The organism is Streptomyces sp. NPDC088910 (assembly GCF_044749865.1).
Classification (GTDB): domain Bacteria; phylum Actinomycetota; class Actinomycetes; order Streptomycetales; family Streptomycetaceae; genus Actinacidiphila.
The window spans coordinates 1-14,023 of record NZ_JBIVIV010000006.1 but is presented as its reverse complement, the minus strand read 5'-3'; the positions used below and the strand labels follow the sequence as shown (position 1 = coordinate 14,023).

The following is a 14,023-nucleotide window of genomic DNA, read 5'->3' as shown; positions in this document are numbered from 1 at the left end:
ACCTCCCGGACACCGCGCCGGACCAGGACACCCCGCCCCACCCTCCAGAAAGGCACGACGTTGAGCACCGAGGCCTACGTCTACGACGCCGTACGCACCCCGCGCGGGCGCGGAAAGGCGAACGGATCCCTGCACGGCACCAAGCCGATCGACCTCGTCGTCGGCCTCATCCACGAACTGCGGCGCCGCTTCCCGACCCTGGACCCGGCCGCCGTCGACGACATCGTGCTCGGCGTCGTCAGCCCGATCGGCGACCAGGGCTCGGACATCGCGCGGATCGCGGCCATCGCCGCGGGCCTGCCCGACACCGTCGCGGGCGTCCAGGAGAACCGCTTCTGCGCCTCCGGGCTCGAAGCGGTCAACCTGGCGGCGGCCAAGGTGCGTTCCGGCTGGGAGGACCTGATCCTCGCGGGCGGCGTCGAGTCCATGTCGCGCGTCGCGATGGGCTCGGACGGCGGCGCCTGGGCCATGGACCCCATGACCTCGTACGAGACCGGCTTCGTGCCGCAGGGCGTCGGCGCCGACCTGATCGCCACCCTCGGCGGCTGGACCAGGCACGACGTGGACTCCTTCGCCGCGCTCTCCCAGGAACGCGCCGCGGAGGCGTGGAAGCAGGGCTACTTCGCCCGCTCCGTCGTGCCCGTGCTCGACCGCAACGGCCTCACCGTCCTGGACCACGACGAGTTCATCCGCCCCGGCACCACCCCCGAGACGCTCGCCAAGCTCAAGCCGTCCTTCGCCGACATCGGCGACCTGGGCGGCTTCGACGCCGTCGCGCTCCAGAAGTACCACTGGGTCGAGGCCATCGACCACGTCCATCACGCGGGCAACTCCTCCGGCATCGTGGACGGCGCCGCGCTCGTCGCCATCGGCAACCGCGAGATCGGCGAGCGCTACGGCCTCACCCCCCGCGCCCGGATCGTCTCGGCCGCCGTCTCCGGCTCCGAGCCGACCATCATGCTGACCGGCCCCGCCCCCGCCTCCCGCAAGGCCCTCGCCAAGGCCGGGCTGACCATCGACGACATCGACCTGATCGAGATGAACGAGGCGTTCGCCGCCGTCGTGCTGCGCTTCGCCTCCGACATGGGCGTCAGCATCGACAGGGTCAACGTCAACGGCGGCGCCATCGCGCTCGGCCACCCGCTCGGCGCGACCGGCGCGATGATCCTCGGCACCCTCATCGACGAACTGGAGCGCCGCGACCAGCGGTACGGGCTCGCCACCCTCTGCGTCGGCGGCGGCATGGGCGTCGCCACCGTCGTCGAACGTCTCTGACCCCTGCCCCCTCACGTGCCCCCTCACGGATCCAACGGAGCCCGAAGACCATGAGCGAGTCCACCACCATCCGCTGGGAGCAGGACACCGACGGCATCGTCACCCTGGTCCTGGACGACCCCGCGCAGTCCGCGAACACCATGAACGCGGCCTTCGCCGATTCCCTCGACGCCACCCTCGACCGCCTCGAAGCCGAACTCGACGGCGTGCGCGGCATCATCGTCACCTCCGCGAAGAAGACCTTCTTCGCGGGCGGCGACCTGCGCGACCTGATCCGCGCCACCCCCGAGAACGCGGCCGACGTCCTCGCCGGATCGCTGCGCATCAAGCGCCGCCTGCGCCGCCTGGAAACCCTCGGCAAGCCGGTCGTCGCGGCCATCAACGGTGCGGCGCTCGGCGGCGGTTACGAGATCGCGCTGGCCTGCCACCACCGCATCGCGCTCGACACGCCCGGCACCAAGATCGGCCTGCCCGAGGTGACGCTCGGCCTGCTGCCCGGCGGGGGCGGAGTCGTCCGCACCGTCCGGCTGCTCGGCATCGCCGACGCGCTGCTGAAGGTCCTGCTCCAGGGCCGGCAGTACGCGCCGCAGCGCGCTCTGGAGGCCGGTCTCATCCACGAGGTCGCCACCGACCGGGACGCCATGCTGGCGAGCGCGCGGGCGTACGTCCTGGCCCACCCCGACGCCCGGCAGCCCTGGGACACCCCCGGCTACAAGATCCCCGGCGGCACCCCGAAGAGTCCCGCCTTCGCGGCGAATCTGCCGGCCTTCCCCGCCAATCTGCGCAAGCAGCTCGCGGGCGCGCCCTACCCGGCGCCGCTGGCGATCCTGTCCGCCGCCGTCGAGGGCTCGCAGGTCGACATCGACACCGCCACCCTCATCGAGGCCCGCTACTTCACCGAGCTGGCCTGCGGCCGGACCTCGAAGAACATGATCCAGGCGTTCTTCTTCGACATGCAGGCCGTCAACTCCGGCGCCAGCCGCCCCGAGGGCTTCCCGGCCCGGCCGGTCACCAAGGTCGCCGTCCTCGGCGCGGGCATGATGGGCGCGGGCATCGCGTACTCCTGCGCGCGCGCCGGAATCGACGTCGTCCTCAAGGACGTCACCGCGGAGGCCGCCGAGCGCGGCAAGGCGTACTCCGTGACGCTGCTCGACAAGGCGCTGGCCAAGGGCCGCACCACCCCGCACAAGCGGGACGCGCTGCTCGCCCGGATCACCCCGACCGCCGACCCGGCGGACCTGGCGGGCTGTGACGCCGTCATCGAGGCGGTCTTCGAGGACGCCACGCTCAAGCACAAGGTCTTCCAGGAGATCGAGCACATCGTGGCGCCCGACGCGCTGCTCTGCTCCAACACCTCCACGCTGCCCATCTCGGCGCTCGCCGAAGGCGTGCGGCGGCAGGACGACTTCATCGGCCTGCACTTCTTCTCACCGGTCGACAAGATGCCGCTGGTGGAGATCATCAAGGGCGAGCGGACCGGCGACGAGGCGCTGGCCCGCGCCTTCGACCTGGTGCGGCAGATCCGCAAGACGCCGATCGTCGTCAACGACTCGCGCGGCTTCTTCACCTCCCGCGTCATCGGCCACTTCATCAACGAGGGCGTCGCCATGGTCGGCGAGGGCGTCGCGGCGGCCTCCGTCGAACAGGCCGCGGCCCAGGCGGGTTACCCCGCCAAGGTGCTGTCGCTCCTCGACGAGCTGACGCTCACCCTGCCGCGCAAGATCCGCCGCGAGACGCGTACCGCGATCGAGGCGGAGGGCGGCCAGTGGCAGGAGCACCCGGCCGAGCGGGTCATCGACCGCATGGTGGACGAGTTCGAGCGGACCGGGCGCAGCGGCGGCGCGGGCTTCTACGACTACGCGGACGGCCGCCGTACCCGGCTGTGGCCCGGTCTTGCGGAGCATTTCGGTAAACCCGGCATCGAGATCCCGATGCGCGACATGCAGGAGCGGATGCTCTTCGCGGAGTCGCTGGACACGGTCCGGCTGCTCGAAGAAGGCGTCCTCACCTCGGTCGCCGACGCCAACATCGGCTCCATCCTCGGCATCGGCTTCCCCGCCTGGACCGGCGGCGTCCTTCAGTACATCAACGGCTACGAGGGCGGCGTCGCGGGCTTCACCGCCCGCGCGCGCGAACTGGCCGACACCTATGGCGAGCGTTTCGCACCGCCCGCGCTGCTGGTGGCGAAGGCCGAGAGCGGGGAGACGTTCACGGACGGGCGCTGAGGTGCAGGCGCTCAGGCGCTACGGGGAACGCTGCGGGTTCTGCTCGGGGTCCGGCTTCGGCGAGGGCACCGGCCAGGCCCGCAGCTCCTCCTTCAGCGACCGCTGAAAGGCGGTGACCAGCGCCTGTACGACCAGCGGCTGCATCTGGGCCGACAGCGACCGCATCCGCTCCGGGCGGTCCGGCTCGCCCACCTCGTCCAGGAAGATCCGGCCCAGCTCGTGGGCGGCGGCCCGCGCGTGCTCCAGCATCACCTCGCGCGCGGCCAGGACCGTCTCCACGGGGAAGGGCACGTCCAGCAGCCGCACCCCCAGGTGCAGGATGCCCGGATCCACCCGGAAGGCGTCGGGGTCGTCGGTGCGTTCCAGCACGTTCATGGCCGCGAGCCGGTCCAGGTCCGCGTCGTCCAGCGGGCGCCCCGCGCGGCGTTCGAGCCGCTCCCGGTCGATCTCCTGGCTGCCCTCCGGCAGCCAGGACGCCACCAGGGCGCGGTGGATCGCCAGGTCGTGGGCGCTGATGTCGGCGGGGAGCTGCTGGAGATAGCGCTCGATCGCCGCCAGGGTGAGGCCCTGGTGCCGCAACTCCTCGATCAGCGCCAGCCGGGACAGGTGCGCGGCGCCGTATCGGCCCACCCGGCGCGGACCGATGTCGGGCGGCGGGAGCAGGCCGCGGGCGCTGTAGAAGCGGACGGTGCGCACCGTCACCCCGGCGCGGGCGGCCAGCTCGTCGATGGTGAGAGCGGTCTGGGGCACCTGGACAGTATCGCTGTCGCACCAGCGCTGTGAAAGTCCTCGCACGCCGTACGGCGGACGCCTCCGCCCGGCCCCGAGCCTCGTACGCTGGCCCGCGTGCGCCTGTTCCCGCCGCCGCGCGCGGCCCTGCCGATCCTGCTCGCGTGCTCCTTGGCGTGCTGCCTGTCGTGCTCCGGCGGCGGCACGGCGGCCCCCGACCGTACGGCCCCCGACCGTACGGGCCACGCCTCGGGCTCCGCCGACGTCGGGGCGCCCGGCGTCGGCGACCGGCTCTTCCCGCGGGCGGGCAACGGCGGATACGACGTCACGCACTACGGCCTCGACCTCGCGTACGACCCCGGCTCAGGAAAGCTGCGCGGCACGGCGGTCGTCACCGCCACCGCCACCCAGCCGCTCGCGCGCTTCGACCTCGACCTGTCGGGGCTCACCGTCACCCGCGTGACCGTCGACGGGCGGAGCGCCGCCGTGGACCGCGCGGACAGCGAGCTGAGGGTCACGCCCGCGACGCCGCTGCGCGACGGCGCGCGCTTCGAGACGACCGTGACGTACGAAGGCGTCCCGCCGACCCTCACCGACCCGGACGGCTCGCACGAGGGCTGGTTCCGTACCGACGACGGCGCGCTCGCCCTGGGTGAACCGGTCGGCGCCATGGCCTGGTTCCCTTCGAACAACCACCCCTCGGACAAGGCCGCCTACGACATCACCGTCACCGTCCCCCACGGTCTCACCGCCGTGTCCAACGGCGAATTGGTCGACAGCGCCGACCGCGGCGGCGAGACCGCGTTCCACTGGCGCGCCAAGGAGCCGATGGCGACGTATCTGGCCACTGTCGCCATCGGGCACTTCGACATCACACGGTCCCGTACCGGTGGCGGGGTGCCGGTCTACGTGGCGGTCGACCCGCGCTCCGACGACCCGACGACGGCGGCGGCGCTGCGCCGTATCCCGGAGATCGTGGACTGGGAGAGCGGGCTGTTCGGGTCCTATCCCTTCTCGTCCGTCGGCGCGATCGTCGACCACCTGCCGAGCGGGCGGGTCGGGTACGCGCTGGAGGCCCAGACGAAGCCGGTCTTCCCCGGCGACGGCGAGCCGGGCGACCCCGCCGTGCCGCTGGACACCCTCGTCCACGAACTGTCCCACCAGTGGTTCGGCGACTCCGTCACGCCCGCCGCCTGGCAGGACATGTGGCTCAACGAGGGCTTCGCGACCTACGCCGAGTGGCTGTGGCAGGAGCACGAGGGCGGGCGCACCGTCGAGCGGAGCGCCGCAGCGGCCCTGGCCGACCCCGCCAACAGCGCCTTCCCGCCCGGCGCGCCGCCCGGCCCCGACCGCATCTCCGACGCCCCCGTGTACGGCGGCGGCGCCCTCGTCCTCTACCAACTCCGCGAAGCCCTCGGCCCGACCGCCTTCGCCACCCTCCTCCGCACCTGGCCCGCCGCCCGCCGCCACGGCAACGCCACCACCGCCGACTTCACCGCCTTCTGCCAACGCCTCACCCCCCACGACCTCACCCCGCTGTTCACCGCCTGGCTCCACACCACCCACCACCCGTCGTCGCTTTAAGCGCGGGCGCGTTGTCAGTGGTCGCGCTTACCGTGGCGGCATGGGGGAGATCACGTATGTGCGGGGAGACGCCACCGCACCACAGGGCAAGGGCGTCAAAGTCATCGCGCATGTCTGCAACGACCTGGGCGGCTGGGGCAAGGGCTTCGTCGTCGCCGTGTCGCGCCGCTGGCCGGAGCCCGAGGCCGCCTACCGGCGCTGGCACCGCGAGCGGGCGCGCAACGACTTCGGCCTCGGCGCACTCCAGTTGGTGCGGGTCGGCAGCTATGTGTGGGTGGCCAACCTGATCGGCCAGCGCGGCATGCGCACCGGCAGCAAGGGTGTGCCGGTGCGGTACGAGGCGATCGACGCCGCCCTCGCGGCGCTCGGCGACCGGGCGTTGGAGCTGGGCGCCTCCGTGCACATGCCGAGGATCGGCTGCGGTCTGGCGGGCGGGCGGTGGGCGCGGGTCGAGCCGCTGGTGACCGCGCGGCTCGTGGAACGCGGGGTGGCCGTCACGGTCTACGACCGTGACGGCTGAGCCGCCGGGGGCGGCGGAAGGGTGGGGCGGTGGGGAGTTCAGACGGCGGGGGAGCGCAGGGGGGCGCCCACGGAGTGCATGTGGGACAGGGCCTGGACGTAGGAGTCGATCAGACCGGTCTCGGTGTAGGGGATGGACAGACGGCGGCAGTGGGCGCGCACCAGCGGCTGGGCGAGGCGCAGGTGCGGGCGGGGGAGGCTGGGGAAGAGGTGGTGTTCGACCTGGTAGTTGAGCCCGCCGAGGAACCAGTCGGTGAGCGGATTGCCGCGCACATTGCGGGAGGTGAGCACCTGACGGCGCAGATGACCCCAGCGCGAGCCCTCCTCGGGCATCTCCATGCCCTTGTGGTTGGGCGCGAAGGCACAGCCCAGGTGGAGCCCGAACAGCGCGTGGTGCACGAGGGCGAACACGACCGCCTGCCACACCGGCATCGCGAACAGCAGCAGCGCCGCGTAACCCGCCAGGTGGGCCACCAGCAGCGAGCCCTCGACCAGCCGTTGCCGCGGCTCCTGCCGCTTCAGCTCCTGGAGACTCGCCACCTTCAGGGCCAGCCCCTCCAGCAGCAGCATCGGGAAGAACAGCCGCGCCTGATGACGGGTCAGGAAGCGCGCGAAACCCTCCCGCTCGACCGCCTGCGCCTGCGTCCACACCAGCGCGCCGACCTCGACGTCCGGATCCTTGCCCACGTGGTTCGGATTGGCGTGGTGCCGATTGTGCTTGTCGGTCCACCAGCCCGCGCCCATGCCCAGCAGCAGATTGCCGTGGACGAGCCCGATCAGCCGGTTCGTACGACGGCTCTCGGCGATCTGGTGGTGCCCGGCGTCGTGCCCGATGAACGCGGTACGCGCCCCCAGCACCGCCGCGGGCAGCGCGAGTGCCACCACCCACCACGAACCCGTCCCGCCGACCAGCACGACCGCCGACCACACCGCGGCGACGGCCACGAGATTCAGCGCGATCGACTTCGCGTAGTGGTCCACGCGCCGCCGCAGCAGCCCGGCCGCCTTGACCTCGCGCAGCAACGGCGCGAAATCACTGCCCGATCCCGATCCCGATCCCGATCCTGGTCCTGGTCCTGGTCCCGCCCCCGTACCGGAGTCCGCCCCCGTACAGGCGGAGTCCGCGTCCGGGCCCGCCGTCCCGTCGGACCGCCGTCCCGGCGCGTCGATGATCGTGCTGGTCGCTGTAGCCATGGGCGCTCCTCGGGGTCCGGCGATGGCCGGTTCGACGTCCGGTGTCTGGCCTGACCGGCCACACCTCGACGCTATGGACTGCCACTGATCCCCGACCATGGCGCCATCACCCGGTTCCCCGGGGTGGCAGACCCCGGAAAAACCTGGGGATAACCCCACCTACCCGCTGCCAGGATGTCCGGCGTGACGACGAACAACACGCACGCGACCGACTGGGCGGTCGCGCCTGTACCCATCACCGGCCCCGAGGCGGCGACGCTGCTGCGCCGCTACTACACCGAGCTGGTCAGCCGCTTTTACGGCCGTCCGACGGACGACGCCGAGGTCTCCGCCGTGCTCGCGGAGGAACCCAGCGACGATCTCGTGCCACCCACCGGAGAATTCCTCGCCGTCCGGCTCGCCGGCGCTCCTGCCCGCGGCGTACCGGTCGGCTGTGTGGGCCTGCGCGTCCTCGACGCGCACACCATGGAGCTGACCCGGATGTATGTCGGCCCCGAAGCCCGCGGCCAGGGCGTCGCGGGCTTGCTCATCGGCGCCGCGGAAACCCTCGCCCGCGACACCTTCCACGCGGACACGATCCGCCTGGACACGCGCGAGGACCTGGTGGAGGCCCGTGCGCTGTACGCCAAGCACGGCTACAGGGAGATCGCCCGCTACAACACGAGCCCATACGCGGACCACTGGTTCGAAAAGCGGCTGCGGTGAGCTGATTCGGCGGGGACAGGGCCTGGTGCGGGGGCCACTGTCAACAGCCTCACCGCACCCGCACAACGAGCCGGAACCGCGCATCGTTCCCGCCGCCCGCGGCCGGTCGCGGGCGGGTGACGTCTAACATGCAGTGAACAGCCGAGCACACGAGGAGCGAGATCATCAGCGGTAACGGATCGGTCGAGCGCAGGATCGCCGAGGAACTGGGCGTACGCGAAGGGCAGGTGCGCTCCGCCGTCGAACTGCTCGACGGCGGAGCGACCGTGCCGTTCATCGCGCGGTACCGCAAGGAAGCCACCGGCACCCTGGACGACGCGCAACTGCGCGCTCTCGAGGAGCGGTTGCGCTACCTGCGCGAGCTGGACGAACGGCGCGCGGCCGTCCTGGAGTCCATCGAGTCCCAGGGCAAGCTGGACGACGCGCTGAAGGCGCAGATCATGGCCGCCGACTCCAAGGCGCGCCTGGAGGACATCTACCTGCCCTTCAAGCCCAAGCGCCGCACCAAGGCCCAGATCGCCCGCGAGGCGGGTCTGGAACCGCTGGCCGACCTGCTGCTGGCCGATCCGGAGACCGACCCGCAGGCCGAGGCCGCGAAGTACGTCTCCTCCGACAAGGGCGTGGAGGACCCGGCGGCGGCGCTCGAGGGCGCGCGCTCCATCCTCACCGAGCGCTTCTCCGAGGACGCCGACCTGGTCGGCGAGCTGCGCACCCGGATGTGGACGCGCGGCAGGCTCGTCGCGAAGGTGCGCGAGGGCAAGGAGGAGCCGGGCGCCAAATTCTCCGACTACTTCGACTTCGCCGAGCCCTTCACCAAGCTCCCCTCGCACCGCGTGCTGGCCATGCTCCGCGGCGAGAAGGAGGAGATCCTCGACCTCACCCTGGAGCCGGAGGAGCCCACCGAGGGACCGTCCAGCTTCGAGCGGCGGATCGCGCAGAACTTCGACATCGCCGACCGCGGACGCCCCGCCGACAAATGGCTCGGCGACACCGTGCGCTGGGCCTGGCGCACCCGCTTCCTGGTCCGCCTCGGGATCGACCTGCGCGTCCAGCTCCGCCAGGAGGCCGAGGACGAGGCGGTACGGGTCTTCGCCGCGAATCTCCGCGACCTGCTGCTCGCCGCGCCCGCGGGCACCCGCGCCACCATGGGCCTGGACCCCGGCCTGCGCACGGGCGTCAAGGTCGCCGTGGTCGACGACACCGGCAAGGTGGTCGCCACCGACACGATCTACCCGCACGTGCCGCGCAACAAGTGGGACGAGTCGCTGGCCACCCTCGCCCGGCTCGCGAAGGCCCACCGCGTCGACCTGATCGCCATCGGCAACGGCACGGCCTCCCGCGAGACCGACAAGCTCGCCGCCGACCTGATCAAGCTGCACCCCGATCTGAAGCTCACCAAGGCCGTCGTCTCCGAGGCGGGCGCCTCGGTCTACTCCGCCTCGGCCTACGCCTCCGCCGAACTCCCCGAGCTCGACGTGTCCCTGCGCGGCGCCGTCTCCATCGCCCGCCGCCTCCAGGACCCGCTCGCCGAACTGGTGAAGATCGACCCGCGCTCGATCGGCGTCGGCCAGTACCAGCACGACCTGTCGGAGCTGAAGCTCTCCCGCTCCCTGGACGCGGTCGTCGAGGACTGCGTCAACGGCGTCGGCGTGGACGTCAACACCGCGTCCGTACCGCTGCTGCGCCGCGTCTCGGGCATCACCGAGGGCCTGGCGGGCAACATCGTCGCCCACCGCGACGCCAACGGCCCCTTCCGTACCCGCAAGGACCTCAAGGGGGTCGCGCGGCTCGGCCCTAAGGCGTACGAGCAGTGCGCGGGCTTCCTGCGGATCGTGGACGGCGACGACCCGCTGGACGCCTCCAGCGTGCACCCCGAGTCGTATCCGGTGGTGCGGCGGATCAGCGGCACCGCGAAGACCGACATCAAGTCGCTGATCGGCAACGGCCCGGTGCTGCGGACGCTGCGCCCGCAGGACTTCGTGGACGACTCCTTCGGTCTGCCGACCGTCACCGACATCCTCGCCGAGCTGGAGAAGCCGGGCCGCGACCCGCGTCCGGCCTTCAAGACCGCCACCTTCAAGGACGGCGTCGAGGAGATGAAGGACCTCAGGCCGGGGATGATCCTCGAAGGCGTCGTCACCAATGTCGCCGCCTTCGGCGCCTTCGTGGACGTCGGCGTCCACCAGGACGGCCTGGTCCATGTCTCCGCGCTCTCCGACACCTTCGTGTCCGACCCGCGCGAGGTCGTCAAGCCCGGTGACATCGTCCGCGTGAAGGTGCTGGACGTCGACCTGCCGCGCAAGCGGATCTCGCTGACGCTGCGCCTGGACGACGAGCCGGGCGCCGGGCGCCAACAGCGCGGCGGCGGGGCCGGTGGCGGCGGCGAGCGCCGCAGCGGACCGCCCCGGCAGGGCGGCGGCCAGGGCCAGAACCGACAGGGCGGCCAGGGTCAGAACCGGCAAGGCGGCGGCCAGGGCAGGCAGGGCCAGGGCGGCGGCCAGGGCCAGGGCGGCGCACGCCGCGGCGGTCAACAGCCCGCGCCCGGCGGCGCGATGGCCGACGCCCTGCGCAGGGCGGGCCTGACCGGCAACAAGTAGCCGACGACGTACGACCGTTGAGGCGGCGGGGCCAGCACCTCCGCACACCCCCCTGCCGCCTCAGCCGTCCCAGGACCTTGCGTACGCCCCCTGTTGACGTGGCTTGGTCAGGCGCTAGCCTCTGGCGTGCTCTCCCTCACGCGGGCTGCCCGCTTCCAGTGGATATCCGTGGTGGTGGCGGTACTCGCCGCCCTGGCCGCCGTACTCACCGCTCCGTCCTCCGCGTACGCCGGTACCCCCGGCGGCGCAGGAGGCGGAACCGTACGGCACGGTCTCAGCCAACCCGACTACTCCTACGCCAACGCGATCCGCGAGGCCGTCTGGGTGGACACCGGTCTCGACGGTGACGGCGACGGCCGCACCGACCGGGTCGCGGTGGACATCGTCCGCCCCTCGGAGCCCGCCGCCGCCGGGCGCAAGGTCCCCGTGATCATGGACGCGAGCCCGTACTACTCCTGCTGCGGACGCGGCAACGAGAGCCAGCTCAAGACCTATGACGTCAACGGGAACATCGTCCAGGCGCCGCTGTTCTACGACAACTACTTCGTGCCCCGCGGCTACGCGACCGTCCTGGTCGACCTCGCGGGCACCGACCGCTCCGACGGCTGCGTGGACGTCGGCGGCCCCTCCGACGTGCGGTCCGCGAAGGCCGTCGTCGACTGGCTCAACGGCCGCGCCCGCGGCTACAGCGCCCGCTCCGGCGGCCACGCGGTCTCGGCGGGCTGGACCAACGGCAACGTCGGCATGATCGGCAAGAGCTGGGACGGCACCATCGCCAACGGCGTCGCCGCCACCGGGGTGCGCGGCCTGAAGACCATCGTGCCGATCAGCTCCATCTCCTCCTGGTACGACTACTACTTCCACCAGGGCGCGGCGCTCCAGGACGGCCCCGAGTGGCTGTCGGACTACGTCGAGAGCGACAGCGCGCACGCCAACTGCGCCGCCGCCCAGCAGAAGATCATCGACGGCTCGCCGCGCAGCGGGGACTGGACGCCGTTCTGGACCGCGCGGGACTACGTGAAGGACGCGGGCAAGGTACGGGCCAGCGTCTTCGCCGTGCAGGGCATGCAGGACCTCAACGTCCGCACCAAGCACTTCGGCCAGTGGTGGCAGGCGCTCGCCGCGCACGGCGTCGAGCGCAAGGTGTGGCTGTCGCAGACCGGCCACGTCGACCCCTTCGACTACCGGCGCACCGACTGGGTCCCCACCCTCCAGCGCTGGTTCGACCACTATCTGCTGGGCGTCGACAACGGCATCCAGCGGCAGCCGATGGCCGACATCGAGCGCACCGTCGACCACTGGACCACCGACCGCGTGTGGCCGCCCGCCACGACCCGCACCACCTCGCTCAGCCTGAGCCCGACGGCCACCGACGGCCTGGGCACGCTCGGCACCCGGCACGCCGGGCCCGGCAGCACCGAGTCGTTCACCGACGACCCGAATCTGTGGGAGGAGGACTGGGCGGCGGCGGCCGACACCGCGACCGCGGCCAAGACCGTCTTCACCACCGGGACGCTCGCCAAGGACCTGCGGCTGTCCGGCGGCGGCACCTTCACCGTGACCGCCACCTCGTCCACCACCAGCGCGCACCTGTCGGCGGTCCTGGTCGACCTCGGGCCGGCCACCATCCGTGACTTCCTCGGCAACGGCGAGGGCATCACCACCCTGGCCACCCGCTCCTGCTACGGGGAGAGCACCGCGGGCGACAGCGCCTGCTACCTCGACACCGCCGCCGACACCACGACCGTCGACCACACGGTCTTCAGCCGCGGCTGGGCCGACCTCGGGCACTACGCGTCGCTCTCCCACGGCGTGCCTCTCACCCCGGGCAAGCCGTACACCATGACCGTCCAGCTCGCGGCCACCGACCACGTCGTACCGGCGGGGCACCGGCTCGCGCTGATCGTCGCGGGCACCGACGGCGGCCTCATCTTGCCGCCCGACACGACCCCCAAGGTCACCGTCGACCTGTCGCACTCCGTGCTGAGGCTGCCGCTGGTCGGCGGTTCCGGCGCGCTGTCGACCCGTGCGGGCGCGGCGCCCCGCGGCAAGGCCGCGCTGACCGCCGCTCCGGCGCCCTCCGTGGCCCCGGCCGCCCGGCTGGGCTGACGCCCGGCCTGGTTCCCCCCGCGTCCCGGCGTTACGGTTACAGGGATACGGCCCTCGGGACGCGGGGGGAACCACGGTTGTCCGCGGCGCGTTCTCCTGGGTAGAAGCGGTGAGGGCGCGGCGCTTGCCGCCGTGAACGGAGGCGGGGAAATGTCGAATCGCGCGAAGATCGTCATCGGTGGCGTGGCGTTGGGTCTGTTCCTGTGGATCTGGATCCCCTTCTGGGCTGTCGTCCTGGTCATCGTGGGCGTGCCCGCGATCGCCTACTTCTCCCTCGACTCCTCGCAGCGGCGTCGGCTGCGGCGCGTGAGCCGTCGGCAAATAGGTCGCTGACCTGGTACGACCCCCGATAGTGTGCCGCTGCGACCAGGGCACCGAAGCCGGGCGAACACGTCCCGTTCCCGTGTCGCCGCGGCACGGGAGGGCCTGATCAGACGATGGCGACGGACATCCGGTCCACCCAGGACCTGCTCGACCACACCGGAGACCGGCTGAAGTATCTGTACTTCTGGGGCCACCGCCCGCAGCGCGACGGAAGCGTCGGTGCCGGCTGCCTCAGCCAGTGGTGGCCCGCGCCCTTCACCGTCGACGGCGTCACCTACGCGACCGCCGAGCACTGGATGATGGCGGGCAAGGCCCGGCTCTTCGACGACCCCGACGCCGAGCGGCGGGCTGTCGCGGCGGGCCACCCGAAGACCGCCAAGAGCGTCGGCCGCACCGTCCGCGGCTTCGATCAGGCCGTGTGGGAAGCGGAGCGCTTCGGCCTGGTCATCGAAGGCAACGTCCACAAATTCCGGCAGCACCCCGACCTGCTGGCCTACCTGCTCGGCACCGGGGGCCGCGTCCTGGTCGAGGCCAGCCCGATGGACCGGGTCTGGGGCATCGGACTGGCCGCCGACGACGAGCGCGCCGCGGACCCGGCCACCTGGCGCGGGCTGAATCTGCTGGGCTTCGCCTTGATGGAGGCGAGGGCCCGGCTGGCGGCGGAGGGCTAGGCCGTTTCGTTCGGATCATCTGATCGTTGGTCCGGGTGTGCCGTTAAGCGACGCGCAGTGGGCGCGAATCGAGCCGTTGTTGCCGGACCGG

The 14,023-nt window shown here is 72.0% G+C and carries 11 protein-coding genes; 9 read left to right on the top strand and 2 right to left on the bottom strand.

Features of this window, described 5'->3' with window-relative positions; genetic code table 11:
- Positions 1–60 precede the first annotated feature (60 nt).
- Positions 61–1,275, top strand: coding sequence for an acetyl-CoA C-acetyltransferase (locus tag ACIP4Z_RS15465; protein ID WP_401308196.1), 1,215 nt, complete (start codon positions 61–63; stop codon positions 1,273–1,275).
- A gap of 50 nt (positions 1,276–1,325) precedes the next feature.
- Positions 1,326–3,500 (top strand): 3-hydroxyacyl-CoA dehydrogenase NAD-binding domain-containing protein, encoded by a 2,175-nt coding sequence (locus ACIP4Z_RS15460; RefSeq protein ID WP_401308193.1) that lies wholly within the window; start codon positions 1,326–1,328, stop codon positions 3,498–3,500.
- 18 nt (positions 3,501–3,518) lie between these two features.
- On the opposite strand, the gene ACIP4Z_RS15455 is transcribed toward ACIP4Z_RS15460, so the two are convergent.
- Positions 3,519–4,250, bottom strand: coding sequence for a MerR family transcriptional regulator (locus tag ACIP4Z_RS15455; protein WP_401308191.1), 732 nt, complete (start codon positions 4,248–4,250; stop codon positions 3,519–3,521).
- Between the two features lie 96 nt (positions 4,251–4,346).
- Between ACIP4Z_RS15455 and ACIP4Z_RS15450 the strand changes: the two genes are divergently transcribed.
- Positions 4,347–5,813, top strand: a complete 1,467-nt coding sequence (locus ACIP4Z_RS15450) for a M1 family metallopeptidase (protein WP_401308188.1) — start codon at positions 4,347–4,349, stop codon at positions 5,811–5,813.
- Between the two features lie 40 nt (positions 5,814–5,853).
- Positions 5,854–6,333, top strand: a complete 480-nt coding sequence (locus ACIP4Z_RS15445) for a macro domain-containing protein (protein WP_391045717.1) — start codon at positions 5,854–5,856, stop codon at positions 6,331–6,333.
- 38 nt (positions 6,334–6,371) lie between these two features.
- Here ACIP4Z_RS15445 and ACIP4Z_RS15440 read toward each other — a convergent pair whose 3' ends face one another.
- Entirely contained in the window at positions 6,372–7,526 is a 1,155-nt protein-coding gene (locus ACIP4Z_RS15440) for a fatty acid desaturase family protein (protein ID WP_401308185.1), read from the bottom strand.
- A 183-nt stretch (positions 7,527–7,709) separates the two neighbouring features.
- On the opposite strand from ACIP4Z_RS15440, the gene ACIP4Z_RS15435 reads away from it, so the two are divergent.
- The 5 genes from ACIP4Z_RS15435 to ACIP4Z_RS15415 all read left to right on the top strand — a co-directional run bounded on the left by ACIP4Z_RS15435 (position 7,710) and on the right by ACIP4Z_RS15415 (position 13,932).
- Positions 7,710–8,231: a GNAT family N-acetyltransferase gene (locus ACIP4Z_RS15435; protein WP_401308182.1), complete on the top strand. Its 522-nt coding sequence runs from the start codon at positions 7,710–7,712 to the stop codon at positions 8,229–8,231.
- Between the two features lie 164 nt (positions 8,232–8,395).
- A complete protein-coding gene (locus ACIP4Z_RS15430) occupies positions 8,396–10,828 on the top strand; it encodes a Tex family protein (protein WP_401308893.1) in 2,433 nt (810 codons plus the stop codon).
- Positions 10,829–10,954: 126 nt separating this feature from the next.
- Positions 10,955–12,937, top strand: a complete 1,983-nt coding sequence (locus ACIP4Z_RS15425) for a Xaa-Pro dipeptidyl-peptidase (RefSeq protein WP_401308179.1) — start codon at positions 10,955–10,957, stop codon at positions 12,935–12,937.
- A 150-nt stretch (positions 12,938–13,087) separates the two neighbouring features.
- The gene (locus tag ACIP4Z_RS15420; protein WP_188284361.1) at positions 13,088–13,270 is read left to right on the top strand and encodes a hypothetical protein; all 183 of its coding nucleotides are present in this window, start codon (positions 13,088–13,090) and stop codon (positions 13,268–13,270) included.
- Positions 13,271–13,374: 104 nt separating this feature from the next.
- Positions 13,375–13,932 (top strand): NADAR family protein, encoded by a 558-nt coding sequence (locus ACIP4Z_RS15415; RefSeq protein WP_355346657.1) that lies wholly within the window; start codon positions 13,375–13,377, stop codon positions 13,930–13,932.
- Positions 13,933–14,023 lie beyond the last annotated feature (91 nt).